Raw genomic sequence first — 19,064 nt, 5'->3', positions numbered from 1 at the left:
AATTGTGCCTGTAGGGCTACAATCCTGGAGGAATATCGATGTTTATCAGGCGTGCCGGTCTTCTGGCAGCTATTTTGTTGACAGCCTCTTCATCTGCTTTTTCTGCAGACTGCACTATGGGACACTACGATCCCAATCAAGATGGCTATACATCTGAAAAAATTGAGCTACCCCTTGCTTTGAATTGGGAATTCACTTCGCTGAAGTTTGATAATAACCCGTCATCGCCGCTTGTTGTAGATGGAGTGTGTTATTTTGCGAGTGGATCAAATATATATGCGCTCGATATGGCGACGGGTGTAAAAAAATGGCAGTACCCCTCAGACAGACCACTTGCCGGCTCTGTGAAGACCACTCCTGCATATTACGGCGGGAACATATACTTCACTTCTGTTGATGGAAATATGTATTGCGTTGATGCCGAGACAGGTGTCTTTCAATGGGCATATCAGACTCGTGGAGCTATAAGGAGTTCACCCGTAATCGATGACGGAGTGATCTATTTTGGGGCGGATGACAACTCAATATACGCCGTGGATGCCGAAACTGGTGAAGCGATATGGTCGTCTCCATTTACAACACGAGATGATTTTGCTCAGAGTGTGGCAGTCAACTCGGGGATTGTGGTGGCGGCATGTATGGATGGGCTTCTGTACGGCATAAACAAGAGCAGCGGGACATGTAAGTGGATATTTAGATTGCCGGGCGCCCCGGTCAGAACATCGCCGGTTATTGCCAATAACCTGGTAATTATGGCAATATCCAACACCGTATATGGGCTTCCGATCAGAAGCGGCCAGACTAAATGGATGATTACTTTGCCCTCAGATGCATCTGCAAGCCCTGCCGCTGTTGGACAGGAAATTTATGTTCCATGCCGCGACAAAAAAATATATGCCTATACGCTCAACGGCAGGCAGCCCAAGCTGAAATGGACAGCACCTATCGACATTGGAGCTTCTCCAATGTCGAGTCCGATTATTGCAAAAGACACACTGTTCGTCACTACAAGCAAGGGAGTCGTTGCTGCATATTCAGTAGAAGACGGCACTTTGAAGTGGCGCTATATTGCTTCTCCATCGCTTATCACCATGCCGGGCTCGAATTATGTTGATGCCGCAAGTTCGCCGACCGTGGCAGACCAATCACTGATTGTAATGACTGACGATGGAGTGCTCCATTGCTTCTCTCCGCAGGCTTCTGATAATGAATCACCCACGGAGTATAAGCTATCGCCTCCAAATGCCATAGCAATGTCTGGTGTTCCCCCTATTAAGATGTCGGCTATCATATATGATATCGGCAGTGGGGTTGACTTTAACAGTGTTGCAATGACACTGGACGGCAATGCAGTGGCATACAAGACCGACCTTGAAACCTCCACGGTTACCTATATCACCGAGTTGGCCGAAGACGGTAAGCCGGTTACCAAGTTGCCGGATGGAATTCACACGATAAAAATTACTGCAAAGGATTACTTCGGCAATACACTAAACAAAGAATGGTTCTTCTTTGCAGACAACACTCTGCCTGCGCCCAAGAGGGCTGTTTCAGAGCAGACTGGAAAGAAAACCAAAGAGACAACGAAGAAAAACCAAAAGACAACACCTAACACTACCAACAATCGCAGGACATGGGGAGGATCAAATCCCGGTGGCGATCAAAATTCGCCGCCTCCGCCTCCACCAATGCCTGGTGTTCCGAACACTCCCACAGATACAGATACGGGCGGTGGTGAAGCGCCCACACCGGACGAATAATGACTATGAGCGTGAAAAAGTCACGCATATGAAAATGAGCGAACAAGAACTCAGGGCTTGGCTCAGGCTGAGTCGGTTGGAGTTGACACCAAGGGCTGCCGCTGCTCTAATAGAGCGGTTCGGCAGCCCCGAGGCTGTATTTGAGGCATCGGAAGCCGAACTTCAGGAATTGGAACAGCTTACTGAAAAGGGCAGAGTAAAAATACTTGAAAATGCTCCTGCCGCGATTGAGCGTGATCTGCGAGTAATCGATGCCAGAAAAATAGCAATAATCCCCATCACATCGGAAAAGTATCCGCCTAACCTCAGAAAAATTTATGATCCACCTGTCATGCTATACGTCCGAGGAGAAATCATCGAGTCTGATAAGCTGGCTGTGGGTGTTGTCGGTTCAAGAAAAGCAAATGTTTATGGCAAGTCCATCGCCGAGAATATAGGCACGGTCCTCGCAAAACGCGGTCTGACCATTGTAAGCGGCGGCGCACGCGGCATCGATACTGCGGCTCACAAGGGCGCACTCGAAGCTAAAGGAAGGACAATAGCTCTTCTGGGCTGTGGAATAGATGTAGTCTATCCGGCTGAAAATGCCGGTTTGTTCGATTTGATTGCCGACAGTGGCGCAGTGGTCACAGAGTTCCCAATAGGTTCTGCACCCGAGTCATGGAGATTTCCATCGCGAAACCGTCTGATCAGCGGAATGAGTATGGGATTACTTGTGTGTCAATGTCCCATAAAGTCTGGAGCTCTGCTGACGGCGGACTTTGCTCTGCAGCAGGGAAAGGATATTTATGCAGTTCCCGGCAACGTGGATGATGAGCGCAATTCCGGCTGTCATCAGCTCATAAAAGATGGAGCAAAGCTGGTTGAAAGCGCGGAGGATATACTCGAAGAACTTGGCCTGGAAACAAATGATACGGATGTTCAGAACCAGTTAGCGCTTCCGATAGAATCGCTGAGTGACCAGGAACGCGATATTATTTCTCTGCTCTCGCTCGACCCTATGCAGGTGGACGAGATAATAGAGAAATCATCTCTGAGCGCGCCTATGGTCTCGGGCACGCTGACCGTCCTTGAAATGAAAAACCTCATAAGGCGCGTGCCGGGAAACGCATACATACGCGCGCTTTAGCCTCTTCCAATGAGCCATACCTTTGTGCTAAAATCCCACTATGAAAGCTACAGTAATTATCCCTGCGCGTATGGCCGCGACAAGGTTCCCCGGTAAACCACTGGTCGATATCTGCGGTAAGCCTATGATCGCCTGGGTATACCAGCGTGCATCTCAGGCTGAGTCTGTCGATAGAGTGATTGTGGCGACCTGTGACAAAGAGATCATTGACGCCGTGGAGGCGTTCGGCGGCGAGGTAGTAATGACCTCGGATAAGCATCGCTCGGGCACTGACAGGCTCGCCGAGGTGGCAGAGAACATCGATTCTCAGCTTATAGTCAATGTCCAAGGTGACGAGCCGCTGATTGATCCCAAGTCGATTGATTTGGCGATTGAGCCGTTTGACAAAGAGCCTGACCTGAATATGTCCAGCCTTATGGTCCCAATTGACTCTGAATCGGCGAAGGACCCGAACCTGGTGAAGGTCGTGGTCACTGCCGATAACTACGCGATGTATTTCTCGCGCAGTCCCATTCCATATGAGAGAAAACCGCTGGTCGGCAGGAGTGTATACGGTCATGTGGGGCTGTATGCATACACGAGGCAGTTTTTATTGAAGTTTGCCGCGATGGAGCCAACGCCGCTTGAGATGGCCGAATCGCTGGAACAACTCCGAGTTTTGGAGCACGGATATAAAATAAAGATGGTCGAGATTGCGGACAGACCGATGGGTGTGGATACTCAGGAGGATCTTGAACGTGTATGCGCCGCACTCATGTTCTGATACTCATATTGTCATTCCCAGCTTGACTGGGAATCCAGTGATCGAAGTATCGACGAAATATAGGTGTCTGGATTTCCGCTTTCGCGGAAATGACATGCGATTGGAACTAAGGAGATAATACTATGATAATTGCCAAGGCAGGCAGTGTTGAGTTTGGTGACGGAAAGGGGCTTGTGCTGATTGCTGGTCCATGCGTGATTGAGTCAGAGGACATCTGCCTTGAGGTAGGGCGCGAGGCCAAGCGTATCTGCGATGGCCTCGGAATACCATATATATTCAAGGCTTCATTCGATAAGGCGAACAGAACGTCCGTCGAGTCGTTCAGAGGACCCGGCATCGATAAGGGTCTGGAAATTCTGGCGTCGGTGAAGTCGAAGCTGGGTGTGCCGGTGTTGACCGACATCCATGAAAGCTATCAGGCAAAGCCGGCCGCCGAGGTCGTTGATATTCTACAGATTCCTGCATTCTTGTGCAGGCAGACTGACCTGATAGTCGCCGCTGCTGAGACCGGCAAGTGTGTGAACATCAAGAAGGGTCAGTTCCTAGCTCCGTGGGATATGAAAAACAGTGTCGGCAAGGCCAAAAGCACCGGTAATGAGAATATCAGTCTGACTGAGCGCGGCGTATCGTTCGGTTACAACACTCTGGTTGTGGATATGACAAGTCTGCCTGTGATGCGCTCTCTCGGCTGCCCGGTGGTTTTCGATGCCACTCATGCAGTGCAGAGGCCGGGTGGACTGGGCAATGCATCGGGTGGGGCAAGGGAGTTTGTCCCGCATCTGGTGAGGGGTGCGGTTGCAGTGGGTGTGGATGCGCTATTTATGGAGGTTCACCCTGATCCGCCGCATGGATTGTGCGATGCCGCAAGCATGCTTGCACTCGCCGATCTGCCTAAGGTTTTGTCTGATGCAAAAGCGATTGAAAATGCTCTTGTGGGATAAAGAATGTGTCGATGATGAACCAACAGCGTGCAATGTATACTGTGTTTTTTGTGTTAGGTGTTTTTATTGCTTACTTGTTTCAATATGGCGTTGTTGCCTATCGCATACATGTGATCCATGCACCATTGGGTGGATTTCATCAACAACCGGATTCAAGAGCAATAGCGCGATTGGGCAAGTCAGCTGTCCCTGCTATTTGCAGTGAGATAGATAGAGCTTGGGAGAAAAATCCACATAATCCTGATGGCTTGGTAATGGAATCGGCATCAGCTTTGGGTGTGATAGGTGATTCTCTTGCAGTGCCCACACTCATTGCCTTGACGGATCATGAAGACCCATATGTGCGCCGTGTTGCTGTTACGTCTCTTAGGCGTATAAAGGACACACGTTCACTGCCGGCGTTAAGACGCCATATGCAAGATAATAACAAAATTGTTAGACAAGAGGCTGAAAGTGCCGTTGACGAATTTCACAAGTGAGGATATATGTCAGTTAGAGTCGGATTTATTGGCGCGGGCGGAATAGCTAATGCGCATATGAATATGCTTCAGGCTATAGAAGATGTGCAGATAGTCGCGGTCACTGATGTCGACCGTGATCGCGCTGAATCGACTGCAGCAAAATATTTGGCGAAACCATATGCCGATTATCGCGAGATGATCTCATCAGAGCATATGGATGCGCTCTATATTTGCGTGCCGCCTTTCGCGCATGAATGCCAGGAATTGACGGCAATAGAAAAGGGTATTCATCTGTTCGTCGAGAAGCCTGTGGCGCGGAGTCTGGAAACAGCCGGCAGGATTAGAGACGCGATAGAAAAAAACAAGATAATCTCCGCAGTCGGCTACCATTGGCGCTATCTGACCACTACCGACCGCGCTATGCAGATTCTGTCGGGTAGGACAATCGGTATGGTCCAGGGCTACTGGATGGGCGGGATGCCGTGTGTGTCATGGTGGCGAAATATGAATGAGTCAGGCGGGCAGATGGTCGATCAGACTACTCATATATTCGACCTGGCGCGATACTTGTGCGGTGAGATCGACGAAGTATTTGCGCTCTATTCGCGCCGTGACCTGGATGATCGCTCCGACATATATGATGTGGGTACTGCATCGCTCAAGTTCAAGAGCGGTGCTGTTGGCTGCATATCCAACACATGTATGCTCAGTCTGCCATATACCGTTGGGCTGGATATTATAGCCAAGGACCTGGTGCTGGAAATCCACGGCGACCTTAAGGTGATCGAGCCGGGTCATACCGAAGTATTCACAAGCGGTGCGAATTCCATGCTTGCCGAAAACCGTGCATTCATTGATGCTATAAGGCTGGGCAACACTGACAATATACGCTCCACATATAGCGACGCGATGAAGACTCTGGCTGTCACTCTAGCCTGCAACGAGTCCGCCGAAACCGGCATGCCAGTTGGTGTAAAGAGCCTGTGATGGAATATGAGGGCAGCACAAAGCGGCTCAGGGCAGTGGTGCAGGGGCGAGTGCAGGGTGTGGGCTTTAGGTATTTCGTTATCGAACAGGCTCGCATGCTGCATCTGGTCGGTCTGGTGCGGAATTTACGCAATGGAGATGTCGAGGTTATCGCCGAAGGTGAAGAAGGACCGCTTGAAGCTATGTTGGTTGCCCTCAAGAACGGTCCGAGGATGAGCTATATAGAAAACGTCCACGCTGTGTGGTCACCTGCTACTGGCGAATACAAGACGTTCTTTGCCGCGTCCACAAGATGATGGTGGGCCCACTCGGATTCGAACCAAGGACCAAGCGGTTATGAGCCGCCCGCTCTACCGCTGAGCTATGGGCCCACGCCAATTGCAATATAATATACCACTTTTATGGCGGTACGTGCAAGCACTGCTCTTCATTTTTATTGGCTATCGCTCAGCTTGACCAGGTGCAGTTGAGGTGGGATAATTGATGTGCTAATGGTCAAACTGCAGATATCAAACCTGAGCCACGAGTATGACGATCGTGAAGTGCTGCACGATATCAACTTCACATTCGACGGCGCTCGTATGGCAATCACCGGTCCGAACGGTTCCGGCAAGTCAACACTCACCAGGATCATCGCCGGTCTGCTCACCCCGACTGTGGGTCAAGTCAGCCTGGAGATTGACGGTGTCCATGTGTCACGAGAGTGCGTGCGGGATATTGTTGGGCTGGTTGCGCCTGATATCCGGCTATATGGCGAGCTTACAGTTCGCGAAAACCTTAAATTTATTGCGTCTGCCAGAGGACTCGGGTCGACCAAAATAAATGCGGTTCTTGATGAGGTCAATATCACCGATCGTGCGGACGACATGGTAAAAAACCTCTCTTCGGGTTTACAGAGGCGCGCATGTTATGCTGCTGCGCTGATTCATGATCCGACAGTGCTGCTGTTGGACGAACCGTCAACCAATCTCGACAAAAAAGGCATCGAAATGGTGCGGGATATGGTTGACCGCCGGGCTAAACGGGGTATTGTTGTGCTGGCCACAAACGATGCCGATGAGGCCGCCATGTGCGAGTCTTATGTCGACCTGAGCGAGGTCGCACGATGAAATCTGTCGGCAGGCAGGCAGGTCTGGTTCACTATGTGCACTCTGCATGGGCTATATTGCGCAAAGATATGACCTGCGAACTGCGCGCTCGCCATGCAATAGGCGCTGTGCTACTGTTTGCGATTACCAGCACAATCGCCGTGTCGTTCACGTCGAATATCTGGGGCGGTGAGGCATCGGTCACATCGACGCTGTTATGGCTGATAATATACTTTTCGGCCATGTCGGGACTGAGCAGGTCGTTTGTGCATGAGGACGAATCATTTACATCAGGCACGCTCAAACTCGCAGCACGGCCGAATGCGGTCTATCTTGGCAAGCTGATCTTCAACTGGTCGATATTGATCGCGATGGAAATTGTATGCGTGCCGCTCTTTGCTGTCTTCATGAACTGCTGTGTCTCGGACTGGGGCATGCTGATCGCGCTGTTGATATTCGGCGGGCTTGCACTGAGCGCGGGAGCTACGATCTCTGCTGCCATGGTTGCGCGCGCATCTGTGAAAGGGGCACTGTTTGCCGTAATCAGTTTTCCGCTGCTTATTCCGGCACTGGCTCTGGCGATCCACGGATCCAGTCTGGCAATAGGCGGCCAAAGTGCAATAAGCGATCTGAGGCTGTTGATATATTACACAATCACACTCATCACAGCGAGTCTAATGTTGTTCAGGTTTATATGGGAAGACTAGGAAAAACATTTATTGCTTGGGCAGTGTGGACGCTGGCTGTTGTGGCGGGCGTGATAGTCTGTGTGCCGCCTGCAATTGGTTTCGCTAACCCTGGCGCGGCGCGGATTGTCATAATTCATGTGCCGTGCGCAATACTCGCAGTGGCTGCTTATGTGGTATCCACCATTTATGCCATAGCACACCTTGCAAAGGGCAGGGTGGACCTGGATATCAAGTCGTCAGTATCGGCAGGGCTTGGGTTCGCATTTACTGTGTTGGCGACATTGAGCGGAATGGTATTTGCAAAACTGGAGTGGGGAGCCGCATGGAACTGGGACCCTCGTGAGACCACCATACTCATGCTCTTGATTGTATACGCAGCATATTTCACTCTCAGAAGTGCGATCCCAGGCAGACAGGCACGTGCCAGGGTGGGGGCGGTATATAACATCCTTGCGTGTGTGGTAATGCCGTATCTGGTATTCGTGCTTCCAAGGCTGCTCGGCGGGCTGCATCCTACAGACACACTTACAAGCGGCGGTCTGTCACCTGAATATCGGATAGCGATATCGGCTGCAGCGCTGAGCGCGCTGTGGCTGTATGTATTGGTCTTCAGATCACAGGTCGCAAAGTTGATCACACGAGGCAAAAAGTGAGCAGGCTTCCATATATAATCGGCGCGGTCGTGATATTGGGGTTCGGATGTCTCGGAGTAAGGGAAATGACTGCTGCCCGCGCTCCTTATTTGACCCGTGTGTCCGAAGTGCGCAAATCAGACGGCGGACCTGTGCAGTTCATAGGCAAAATAGTGCCTGACACAGTCTACTATTTCGACTCCGCCAGCAAGCTGATCTTCGTACTTGCTGACGACAGGGGTGTTATGCTCAAAGTGAATTATAAAGGCGTGAAACCGGCTAATTTTGATACGTCGGAGAAGGCTCTTGTGCGAGGAAAATACACAGGTGGCGAGTTTATAGCTGACCAGATCCTGCTCAAGTGCCCGTCCAAATACAGATGATTTAGTATTTTAGATTTTATATTGAGTATTGCTCAAGTGAGAATATCTGCAGACAACTTTTCCATATATCTGGCATTTGCATGCGCGCTAATATCGTTTGCATGCTGGTTTGCTGCCGCCATTTCACAAAGTAAGCTTTGGCATCTTTGGGCAAAGAGATTATATGCCATTTCAGTAATTGGCATTGCATACGCTGCCTTATATCTTCTGCAGCAAATACTCTCCAGCGCAAGATATGACGTTGCCTATATCCACGACTACAGTAGTCCCACAGATTCACTGCTCTACAAAATATCGAGCCTGTGGGCCGGCCAGGAAGGCTCCCTGCTGCTTTGGGCGCTGCTGGCCGGAATAATGGGTTTGGTCATATCGCGCAAACAAAGCTCGACAGTTATGGCCTTTTGGGCATCGGTACAGTCGTTTTTTCTAGTCCTGCTGATAAAATCAGACCCGTTTCGCATGCTTGCAGATTACAGTCCTGGTGCACAGGGAATGGGGCTCAACCCTCTGCTCAAGAACCCATGGATGTCCGTGCATCCTCCGGTCATATTCCTCGGTTATGCCGCGCTGATAGTCCCGGCTGCACTGGCAGTGGCCGCATTGGTCAAGGGCGACCCGAAAAGCTGGGTCAGACAGTGCATACCATGGGCGCTGTTCGGATGGGTGTCATTGAGTGCTGGCATCATACTCGGGATGATCTGGTCATATGAGGTTCTCGGCTGGGGAGGATACTGGAGTTGGGACCCGGTCGAAAATGCATCACTCGTGCCATGGCTTACTTCGACTGCTCTAGTCCATGGCCTAATCTTGCAGAAATATAAGGGCAGAAACATTCGCGGCAATGTCATACTCGCGATCGTCACATTCCTACTGGTATTGTATGCTGCATTCCTCACGCGCAGCGGCGTGTTGTCTAAGATTTCAGTGCATTCTTTTGCAGACTTGGGCGCATATAGCTATCTGCTGGCTTTTGTTCTGGCCTATGCGCTCTTTTCGATTGTCCTTGTCATAAGCAGATGGAACTCTATATCGACCCACAAGCCGCATATTACACTCGCGTCAAAAGATTTTATGCTATCGCTGGGGATCATCGTAATGGTGGTCTTCGCAGTTGTTGTGGCAGTCGGAACGTCATATCCGCTGTTCACCAAATCCATATTGCAGCCGAGCTTTTATACCCGTATGTCCGTGCCGATTGCAGGCGTAATAATACTCCTCATAGTCCTGGCGCCAATACTTCCATGGAGCGGAAAAGGCATAAAGTCGAGATCGTCCCGTGCGGCATATATGGCTCATGCGGGCATGATTGTGATGATAGCCGGGATAGTCTTCTCGCTGTCGGGCAGGTCAGCCGATATGACGCTCGTCAAAAACGGCTCGGCCAAACGTGCATTGGGATATGAGTTTGCATATGTCGGCACAAAAAAAATCGACGATACGAAAGAAGTAATCAATATAAAAATGTCGGGCAAGGGCAAAGAATCCATTGCACCGCTTGGTGTCGAGTATTCGCAGCGAGGATCGGTCAGGTCACCATTCATTAGATCCTCATTGACCGGCGATATGTATATTTCGCCCGGCGATATCCTGGCAAATACGATCACTCCCGTCGCATCAATGACCGAAAGGGGCTGGGAGGCGTTGCCCTTCACGATACCAGGCACTAAGTCTACAGTCACGCTTGTCGGTATGCAGGTAGAGTCTCACATGGTGCGCCTTGAATATCGCCCGGAGCATGGCAAGCCGGTAGAGATTACTCTCAGCCCAGGCAAGCCTGCTAAGGTTGATGGGTACACGTTCGATTTCCAGCGATTTGTAAGCAGCGGCGGGCGTGATATGCGCACTATGACCGCTGGTGCGCAGCTTGCGATGAGCGGGAACGGCATGACCGAGAAGGTCGTGATCCAAGCGGCCGAGAAGCCGTTTATATGGCTGCTTTGGGCAGGCGCTGTGTTGATACTCGTCGGTGGGTCGCTGGCTGTTGTGCGTTCTATGAATCAATATACCAAGTACTAAGCAAGGATATAATCGTGAGGCCAGAGAAATATATCAACATGAGAAATACAACGTCACCAAATTCTTCATTTGCTCCTTTCTGGGATGCAGCATATGCCAAAGCTACTCAGCCCGATACATTCAGTGGCGGGGTTCCCAGTGCCCAGATTGTAGAAGTTGCTGCAAAGCTGCAGCCGGGCGCAACGATTCTGGATATTGGCTGCGGTGATGGACGCAACGCGCTCTACCTTGCGGAACAAGGTTTCGCCGTAACTGCAGTAGATATCTCTGAAGCTGCAACCGATGCCGTCCAGCGCTTCGCGCAAGCGCGCGATGTGATGTTAACTACAGAAGTGCTGGACATGCGCTCCTACATGCCAAATACGCTTTTCGACTTCATCATCGCTGAAGGCTGTTTACACTTGGTTGAACGAGAATATTGGTCACCGCTTGTAGATCGCCTAAAAGAGGCCACCGCCCCCGGCGGATACAACGATGCCACTGTATTTACCGATACACTGCCGCTGCCGAGCGACATGATCGCATGCACTCGGGGGTTATTTCACGAAGGTGAATTGTTCACACTCTACGATGGTTGGACGATCCACCTGCAGACTAGCTACCAGTTTGATGATGAACATCCTGGCAGCGTCAAGCATCGGCATGCTGTGAATAAATTAGTTGCTCAGAAGATATTATGAGCCAGTATAGGTGCCTAAAGCTAAAGAGCAGCTAATCAGCTTCTTGAGGAAAAGCATGGGATATTACCCGATAATACTTGATCTGGCGGGAAAGAAATGCCTTATAGTGGGCGGCGGACTGGTGGCGCTGCGCAAAGCTCAGTCTCTGTTGGAGGCGGGCGCGATGGCGACTGTCGTCTCGCCCGGGATATGCGCGGAACTCGAATGTCTGGATGGCGTAGTATTACATAGGCGAGCCTATGAGCCGGGAGATATCGATGGCTGCACTCTTGTATTTGCAGCCACAGACGATCCATCCGTCAACGCAGCAGTTTCGCATGATGCGGCAGAGCATGGAATATTGGCAAATGTGGTGGACGACCCTGAACTGTGCAGTTTCATAGTCCCGGCGACATGCCGCAGAGGAGACTTGTTGATATCCGTGACTACCTCCGGCAAAAGCCCCGCGTTGAGCAAACATATTCGCGAGCAGTTGGAACAGGCATACGGCCCTGAGTATGAGCCGTTCGTGAATCTGTTGGGTGAGGTGCGTGAAGTGATAAAAAGCCAATATAGCTGCCGGGCTGAACGTGAAGCTGCGTTTAACAGACTCATCTCAAGTGGTATACTTGAGTTGCTCAGGGACGGTAAAGACGAGCAGGCAAGGGAGATGGCTCAGCGTTGTATCTAGTCGCAATCGGCGTAAATCACAATTCAGCACCGGTGGAAATTCGCGAAAAACTCGCCATAGGGCAAGACGTTCTGCCCGATGCGCTGCGGTCTCTAAAGTCGATCAAGGGAGTATCGGAGGTCTGTGTTCTCTCTACCTGCAACCGCACTGAGATATACGCCGTCACATCTTCCCGCAGCGATCAGGATGCTCTAACCAGCTACATGGCCTCATACTCACGAATCGACCGAACTGAGCTTGACGGATATCTGTATCGTCACTCAGGCCATCACGCGGCAAAGCATCTCTTCGAGGTTGCATGCTCCTTGGATTCCATGTCTCTCGGTGAGACCCAGATACTTGGGCAGATCAGGGACGCCTATGGCGCTGCATGCGACGGAAATTATACCGGCGTGATCCTGAACAATCTGTTTCAACAGGCAATAGCCGTCGGCAAGCGCGCGCGCACCCAGACAGGCATCTCGCGCGGAGCATTTTCGATCGGCGCAGCGGCTGTCGAACTGGCGCGGTTCGTCTTCGGATCGCTCGAAGGACGCACAGCCCTGCTTATAGGCGCGGGCAAGATGAGCAAACTGGCGACCACCCATCTCAAGTCCAACGGCATCAGTAGGGTATTTGTATGCAGCCGGACCCTGCCCAGGGTCGAAAAACTGGTAGAGGAACTGGGAGGAGAGGTTGTCGAACTGGATCATCTGGAAGATGCGCTGAGCAAGTCGGATGTGGTGATAAGCTCGACATCCTCACGCGAGCCGGTAATTACAAAGGAACTTATCGAGCGCGTTATGGCCTCAAGATGCCATGCGCCACTCTTCTTGATAGACATAGCTGTGCCTCGTGATATAGACCCTGCAGTGTCGGATCATGACGGCGTGTTCTTATATGACATAGACGATCTTCAGTTTTTGATCGAGCGATCAGAGGATGAGCGCAGGTCTGAAATAGACAAGGTCAACGAAATTGTCGATGCGCAGACAGCGGAGTTCATGGAGTATTTGCGCACTCTGGAGGCCGTGCCGCTCATCAGGCAGGTGCAGGCAAAGTTCGAGTCAGTATATGAACTGCAGTGGGAGCGATGCTCTTCAAAACTGGCGCATTTGTCTGAAGAGGATCGGGAGTACGTGAGGCGCGCTCTCAAATCGACAGTCACGAAACTTACCCATGACCCCATTATCCGCATGAAAGACTACGCGGCAAACGGCGGCAGCCAGAAACTGGAGATTGCTCGCGAACTTTTTGACATACCGCCGGATAAGAGCTGATCGGCGATAATTATGTGAACCCGGCATATCCAGCAAAGCTTCCGGGGTTCGGAAACCCCAGTTTGGTTATGAGGCTGCGATTCGGAGATCGCCACCTATCGGAATTCTCCGTCAATCTCATCGTGGGAGGGCGAAGCTCCTGCTGAGCCAAAACTAGGCCAACTTTCCGCATGAGTAAACCATTCTATATTAAGTTGTAACTGCTCAGAAATCATGAGTACATACCGCACATGTCATTCCGAGCTTGTAATCCGAATTGCAGAATTTTATTTGTAAAGATGTAGCTGCAATTCAGATTTCTCGTCGTTCCTCCTCGGAATGACGGGTCACGATAGGTTGTACTCATAAAAAGTGAGCAGTTACATTAAGTTGCCTTGTCTGCCCGGTTGTATTAGAATGGGTTAACAAAGTGCCTTGATAATGCGCTGACTGTTGAACAGCAGGTCTGGACTCTCCACTCTCCGCTTTCCACTCTCAGCAATTCCGAAGGAAGGACAAATGGCCAACAACGATCGCCTAAAACAACTTTTTCTTGAACTACTTAAGATCAACACTCCGTCAAAGAACGAGCGTCCGATGGCGGATTTTATAAGGACCAGGCTCGAGTCTCTCGGTCTGGATGTGGAGGAGGATGACGCGGGCAGCAAGATCGGCGGCAGTGCGGGCAATATAATCGCCTGCCTCAAGGGTAATAAGCCCGGCGCCACGGCCATTTTTCTTGGCGGACACATAGACACAGTCGAGCCGACGGACAAACTCAACATCGTGATCGACGGTGATGAAATCCGCTCAGACGGGACCACAATCCTCGGTGCGGACGATAAGGCGGGAATAGCCGCTATAATCGAGGCGCTGGAGTCCGTGATTGAAAGCGGAACGGCTCATGGTGATGTCCAGGTGATATTCAACGTGGCGGAGGAGATCGGGCTGTGCGGTTCCAGGGCGATGGACCGGTCCAAGATCAAGGCGAAATATGGCTACATATTCGATATGGATCGTCCGGCTGCTGGGATTACGGTCAGCGCTCCGTCGCATGAGAATGTGTTTGTCGAGATACGCGGTGTGGCCTCCCATGCCGGTATGGCTCCTGAAAATGGGGTCAGCGCGATTATCGCCGCAAGCAACGCAATATCCAAGATGAAGCTCGGGCGCATAGACTTTGAGACCACGGCCAATGTGGGTGTCATCGAGGGCGGCAAGGCCAGAAATATCGTGCCTGACCTGGTCAATGTCAAGGCGGAGGCCAGAAGTCGCGATGAAACCAAACTGGCAGCCCAGGTAGAGCACATGAAGACTATCTTCGAGAACGAGGCCGAAGCCATTGGCGCGAAGGCAATAGTCACGCTAGATCATGAGTATAACGCATATCGCTGGTCGGAGGACGATGATATCATCAAGCTGGCTTCAAAGGCCTGTAGACGAATAGGGATACAGCCTGTAATGTCGGACGGCGGCGGCGGCAGTGACGCGAACATATATAACAGTTTAGGCATACCATGCGTTGTGCTCGGGACTGGATATGATGGCGCTCACAGCGCATCTGAAAAGATACTTATGAGCGACCTCGCTATAGCCGCGGATTATGCCAGAGCTCTGATCGAGACTGCGGCGGAGGGCTGATTATATGCTCACGCGGGCGCGCGGCAGGGTCATCGCAATCGAGAGTGTGCGGGGCGAGACCCTTGAAATCAGCGTCGACATAGACGGCAAAAAGTCCAGAGCGATTGCATATACCGACCTTGTCGGCGATATCAGAGTCGGCGATGAGGTCCTGCTCAACACGACAGCCGTGACCAAGAAGCTGGGCACCGGCGGCGTACACTTTGTCATGGCCAACCTCAGCCGGATCGATCCGGGCGATGCCGATAGTGTGGGTCATATTGTCAAGGCGCGTTATACACCCGTTCAGCATACAGTGCTTTCAGTCGAGGAAGAAGACTCACCATATCGGAAAGACATCGAGGGCTTTCAAACCCTGGGTTCTATGCCTGTCGTGATAGGCCAGCTCCACAGCCAGCTTGCCCCTGCTGTCGCGGCCATCAAGAGGTCGAGTCATAATCGAGCAAGAGTGGCGTATATAATGACAGATTCAGCCGCGCTGCCTCTTTCTTTCAGCCGCTCTGTGCACGAACTGCGCTCAAGGAGTCTGCTTGACGCCACTATTACCATCGGCCAGGCGTTCGGTGGTGACTACGAGGCAGTAAACATATACACCGGCCTGATTGCTGCGAAAGAGATTGTGAAAGCGGATGCTGTAATGGTCTGTCCGGGACCGGGAAATGTAGGGACGGGCACAACATTTGGCTATTCGTCCATCGAGCAGGGCGAGATCGTCAACGCAGTGAATATTCTCGGCGGTTCGGCAATAGCGGTTGCCAGGATAAGTTTTGCCGACCCAAGGCCGCGCCACCAGGGTCTCAGTCACCACACGATCACATCACTCAGCCAAGTTGCGCTCACCAAATGTACACTTGCCCTGCCCATGATAGACCAGATGAGGCTGCTTGCGATCCAGGAGCAGATTGCTCACTCGGCAATATCGTATCGCCATACCACTAGAATTCTTGACGGCAGGCCGGGTATAATAGAGCTTCAGGAAAAGGGAATCAAGATGTCGAGCATGGGGCGCAGCTTTGAGCAGGACGAGGAGTTCTTCCTGTCCGCATCTGCTGCAGGTGCGCTTGCGGCTGAAATGCTCAGGACTGCCGGATAGCGGATATCGCGTCCGTTCTATCACACATAGGCAAATAATCAATACAAAATACTAAATATCAAATCAGGAGATATTATGTCCGATAAGAAATACACCGCTCATGTAGTTTCACATACCCATTGGGACAGAGAATGGTATCGCACTTTTCAGCAGTTTAGAATGCGGCTGGTTGAAATGACCGATTACCTTATAGATTTGATGGAGTCAAACCCGGACTATAAATACTTTGTCTTTGACGGCCAGACGATAGTGCTGGAAGACTATCTGGAGATAAGGCCGGAAAATGAGAAGCGGCTGCGAGCACTGATAGAGCGGGGCAGAATTCTTATCGGACCATGGTATAACCAGCCGGACGAGTTCTTGGTGAGCGGCGAGTGCATGATACGAAACCTGCTACGGGGCAAGCAATTGTGCGATGAATACGGCAATTACATGGCAGTCGGGCATGTACCGGACGCCTTCGGGCATATATCACAGCTTCCGCAGATATTGAGAGGTTTCGGAATAGACAGCGCGGTGCTGCTGAGGGGAATAACCACAGACCAGGTGGATGCCGAGTTCAACTGGCAGGGTGCTGACGGCTCAGAGGTGCTTGCTGTCAAGCTGCCGGACAATAATTCATACAGCAATTTCCTATACCGGTTGATCGAGACTCTCAAGCATGATGACAAACCCATAGACGAGAAGCAGACCCTGGGCGAACTCAAGGCTCTGCTTCAGGACTGCATAGACGAGAGACCTACGACAGATCAACTCCTCTTTATGGACGGAGTAGACCACATCTTCCCGCAATATAAGACACCGGATATCATCAAGCTGGCGAATTATAAGATGGATGACCTCGAACTTGTTCACAGCACTCTGCCTGCGTTTGTCGAGGCAGTTAAGAGTCAGAAGCCCGAGCTGAAAACATATGCGGGCGAGCTCAGGTGGTCCAACCGGAAATGGAGGCTGCAGAGCGTACTGACGCACGTGATGTCCAGTCGTGTGCACTTGAAGCAAGCCAATCATGCATGCGAAGCGCTCTTGGAGAAGTATGTGGAGCCGTTGTGCTCATGGGCGTGGACCCTGGGTGCGGAGTATCCTAAGAGCTACATAGACCTTGCGTGGAAATATCTGCTTCAGAACAGTCCGCATGACTCTATCTGCGGCTGCAGTATAGACCAGGTTCACAAAGAAATGGTGCACCGCTATGAGCAGGCGACGCAGATCGGCGAGCCGCTGGTCAAGAAGTCAATGAGCTATATAACTGACAAGATCGGCTCGACTGCCGGTAACTCCGACCGCACGTTTGTGGCGGTTGTGTTCAACACACTCGGGCACAAACGCAGTGAAGTCGTGGAGGCGGATGTCTATATCCCGACAGAATGGTTTTTGGGCGGCCTGAAGATTACGGACTCGGACGGCAAAGAGACTCCGAGCGCGCTCCTGAAGACTTCGACGCCATGGTTGATCGAACAGACACGTCACGACATACCCGACGGACCTTCTCTACGCAAGTGTAAAGTGGCATTTGTCGTGAATGATGTGCCCTCGGTCGGCTATAAGGCTTATAAGATTGAGGTGACGGATACGCCCAACAGGCAGGCTGCGACCATGCTCCTGGGTCCCGATACGGCTGAAAATGAATATCTGTCAGTGACTGTATCGAGCGACGGCACGCTGTATATGCTCGACAAGCAGACGGATGCGGCATACACCACCTGCCTCATCTTTGAGGATGGTGCCGATGTAGGAGACGGATACAATTATGTAAAGCCCAAGAATGACAAGGTCATAACCAGCCTTGGCGCAAAGTGTAGAGTATCGATAGCCGAAAACAATGCAGTGCGGGTTGTCTTTGAGATAGAGACAGACCTGGAACTTCCCACATGTATCGATTCCACCCGTGAAGGCAGGTCTGACGAGGATGTCACATGCAAACTGCGGACGTTCGTAACGCTTGCTGCAGGCTCCAAGAGAGTCGACATGAAGACCATATTCGATAACAAGGCAAAAGACCATAGACTGCGTGTCCTCTTCCCAACGGGCATTCCTGCAACAGTATCACATGCGGAGCAGGCGTTCGATGTGGTCGAAAGAAACATCAGTGTACCGGTCTGCACGGATTGGAAAGAACCTCTGCCGACGACACACCCGCAGAAGTCGTTTGTGGACATAAGCGGCGCAGGAGTAGGGTTCACACTCATCAACAAAGGGCTGCCGGAGTATGAGGTCAAGGATGATGAGGCCAGGACCATGGCGCTCACACTGCTCAGAGCAGTCGGCAGTGGAGTAGGGGGAGCCGAACTGCAAACAGATGGCCAGATGGTCGGCGAGCATACATTTGAATATGCTATCTATCCGCATGCGGGCGACTGGCAAGAGGCAAAGAGCTGGATACAGGCACACGAGTTCAATACTCCGCTAATTATCGGCCAGACCGGCGTACATAATGGTGATCTGCCGATGGAGAAGAGTTTTGTCGACAACAGCGATGACAGGTTTGTGCTGAGCGCGATAAAGAAAGCTGAGTCGGACGATTCTCTGATAATCAGAGGTTACAACACATCGACAGAGAAAATGAGCGTGAATTTGGGTGTTGAATGTGCCCATAAAGCTGAGAAAACAGACTTACCCGAGAACTCCATAGGCGCAGCAGACCTAAATAGTGGGGTAATATCCTCCGAAGTTGGTCTGAAAAAGATAGCGGTTTTCAAGGTTGGAATGTAGATAAATATAGTGACGCATAACCAGTTTGTCTGTCTTTGGATTGGCGTCATTTACATATCCGTATAACTACCTGTTTTTGTGATTACAACTTGACATTTGGCAGAAATGGTGTGTATAACCAAGTGGTGGACATGTAATTTCTGGCGAAAATGTCTATGTACGCTCCTCATACTGGCAGGAC

The 19,064-nt window shown here is 51.2% G+C and carries 18 protein-coding genes and 1 tRNA gene; 18 read left to right on the top strand and 1 reads right to left on the bottom strand.

Translation table 11 applies throughout. The features are described from left to right. Positions 1-38 precede the first annotated feature (38 nt). From LLG46_11170 to LLG46_11140, 7 genes are all read left to right on the top strand, one after another. Positions 39-1,760: a PQQ-binding-like beta-propeller repeat protein gene (locus LLG46_11170; protein ID MCE5323859.1), complete on the top strand. Its 1,722-nt coding sequence runs from the start codon at positions 39-41 to the stop codon at positions 1,758-1,760. A gap of 34 nt (positions 1,761-1,794) precedes the next feature. Further along, positions 1,795-2,889 (top strand): DNA-processing protein DprA, encoded by a 1,095-nt coding sequence (gene dprA, locus LLG46_11165; protein MCE5323858.1) that lies wholly within the window; start codon positions 1,795-1,797, stop codon positions 2,887-2,889. 40 nt (positions 2,890-2,929) lie between these two features. Beyond that, positions 2,930-3,652, top strand: a complete 723-nt coding sequence (gene kdsB, locus LLG46_11160) for a 3-deoxy-manno-octulosonate cytidylyltransferase (GenBank protein ID MCE5323857.1) — start codon at positions 2,930-2,932, stop codon at positions 3,650-3,652. 122 nt (positions 3,653-3,774) lie between these two features. Next, the gene (kdsA, locus tag LLG46_11155; protein ID MCE5323856.1) at positions 3,775-4,593 is read left to right on the top strand and encodes a 3-deoxy-8-phosphooctulonate synthase; all 819 of its coding nucleotides are present in this window, start codon (positions 3,775-3,777) and stop codon (positions 4,591-4,593) included. 11 nt (positions 4,594-4,604) lie between these two features. Continuing rightward, the gene (locus tag LLG46_11150) at positions 4,605-5,072 is read left to right on the top strand and encodes a HEAT repeat domain-containing protein (GenBank protein MCE5323855.1); all 468 of its coding nucleotides are present in this window, start codon (positions 4,605-4,607) and stop codon (positions 5,070-5,072) included. Between the two features lie 6 nt (positions 5,073-5,078). Then, positions 5,079-6,041, top strand: coding sequence for a Gfo/Idh/MocA family oxidoreductase (locus tag LLG46_11145; protein ID MCE5323854.1), 963 nt, complete (start codon positions 5,079-5,081; stop codon positions 6,039-6,041). After that, positions 6,041-6,337, top strand: a complete 297-nt coding sequence (locus tag LLG46_11140; protein ID MCE5323853.1) for an acylphosphatase — start codon at positions 6,041-6,043, stop codon at positions 6,335-6,337. Before LLG46_11145 ends, LLG46_11140 begins: the two co-directional genes overlap by 1 nt. On the opposite strand, the gene LLG46_11135 is transcribed toward LLG46_11140, so the two are convergent. Then, positions 6,338-6,412 (bottom strand) — tRNA-Ile (locus LLG46_11135). 120 nt (positions 6,413-6,532) lie between these two features. Between LLG46_11135 and LLG46_11130 the strand changes: the two genes are divergently transcribed. The 11 genes from LLG46_11130 (at position 6,533) to LLG46_11080 (ending at position 18,883) form a co-directional block, all read left to right on the top strand. After that, on the top strand, positions 6,533-7,150 hold the full coding sequence (locus tag LLG46_11130) for an ABC transporter ATP-binding protein (protein ID MCE5323852.1): 618 nt from the start codon (positions 6,533-6,535) through the stop codon (positions 7,148-7,150). Further along, positions 7,147-7,836, top strand: coding sequence for a heme exporter protein CcmB (locus LLG46_11125; GenBank protein MCE5323851.1), 690 nt, complete (start codon positions 7,147-7,149; stop codon positions 7,834-7,836). Before LLG46_11130 ends, LLG46_11125 begins: the two co-directional genes overlap by 4 nt. Then, positions 7,824-8,471 (top strand): cytochrome c biogenesis protein, encoded by a 648-nt coding sequence (locus tag LLG46_11120; GenBank protein MCE5323850.1) that lies wholly within the window; start codon positions 7,824-7,826, stop codon positions 8,469-8,471. Before LLG46_11125 ends, LLG46_11120 begins: the two co-directional genes overlap by 13 nt. After that, complete coding sequence (locus LLG46_11115) at positions 8,468-8,833, top strand: cytochrome c maturation protein CcmE (protein MCE5323849.1); 366 nt, start codon at positions 8,468-8,470, stop codon at positions 8,831-8,833. Before LLG46_11120 ends, LLG46_11115 begins: the two co-directional genes overlap by 4 nt. Positions 8,834-8,869: 36 nt before the next feature. Further along, a complete protein-coding gene (gene ccsA, locus LLG46_11110; GenBank protein MCE5323848.1) occupies positions 8,870-10,849 on the top strand; it encodes a cytochrome c biogenesis protein CcsA in 1,980 nt (659 codons plus the stop codon). A 14-nt stretch (positions 10,850-10,863) separates the two neighbouring features. Further along, positions 10,864-11,529 (top strand): methyltransferase domain-containing protein, encoded by a 666-nt coding sequence (locus LLG46_11105; protein MCE5323847.1) that lies wholly within the window; start codon positions 10,864-10,866, stop codon positions 11,527-11,529. A gap of 10 nt (positions 11,530-11,539) precedes the next feature. After that, positions 11,540-12,199, top strand: a complete 660-nt coding sequence (locus tag LLG46_11100; protein ID MCE5323846.1) for a bifunctional precorrin-2 dehydrogenase/sirohydrochlorin ferrochelatase — start codon at positions 11,540-11,542, stop codon at positions 12,197-12,199. Continuing rightward, positions 12,190-13,458: a glutamyl-tRNA reductase gene (hemA, locus tag LLG46_11095; protein ID MCE5323845.1), complete on the top strand. Its 1,269-nt coding sequence runs from the start codon at positions 12,190-12,192 to the stop codon at positions 13,456-13,458. Before LLG46_11100 ends, hemA begins: the two co-directional genes overlap by 10 nt. A gap of 498 nt (positions 13,459-13,956) precedes the next feature. Beyond that, complete coding sequence (locus LLG46_11090; protein ID MCE5323844.1) at positions 13,957-15,078, top strand: M20/M25/M40 family metallo-hydrolase; 1,122 nt, start codon at positions 13,957-13,959, stop codon at positions 15,076-15,078. A gap of 4 nt (positions 15,079-15,082) precedes the next feature. Further along, complete coding sequence (locus LLG46_11085) at positions 15,083-16,171, top strand: DUF3866 family protein (protein MCE5323843.1); 1,089 nt, start codon at positions 15,083-15,085, stop codon at positions 16,169-16,171. A gap of 75 nt (positions 16,172-16,246) precedes the next feature. Then, the gene (locus tag LLG46_11080; protein MCE5323842.1) at positions 16,247-18,883 is read left to right on the top strand and encodes a glycosyl hydrolase-related protein; all 2,637 of its coding nucleotides are present in this window, start codon (positions 16,247-16,249) and stop codon (positions 18,881-18,883) included. Positions 18,884-19,064: the final 181 nt, after the last annotated feature.

The organism is bacterium (assembly GCA_021371935.1).
Lineage (GTDB): Bacteria > Armatimonadota > UBA5829 > UBA5829 > UBA5829 > UBA5829.
The sequence above is the reverse complement of the archived record's forward strand: the minus strand, read 5'-3'. Positions and strand labels throughout refer to the sequence as shown.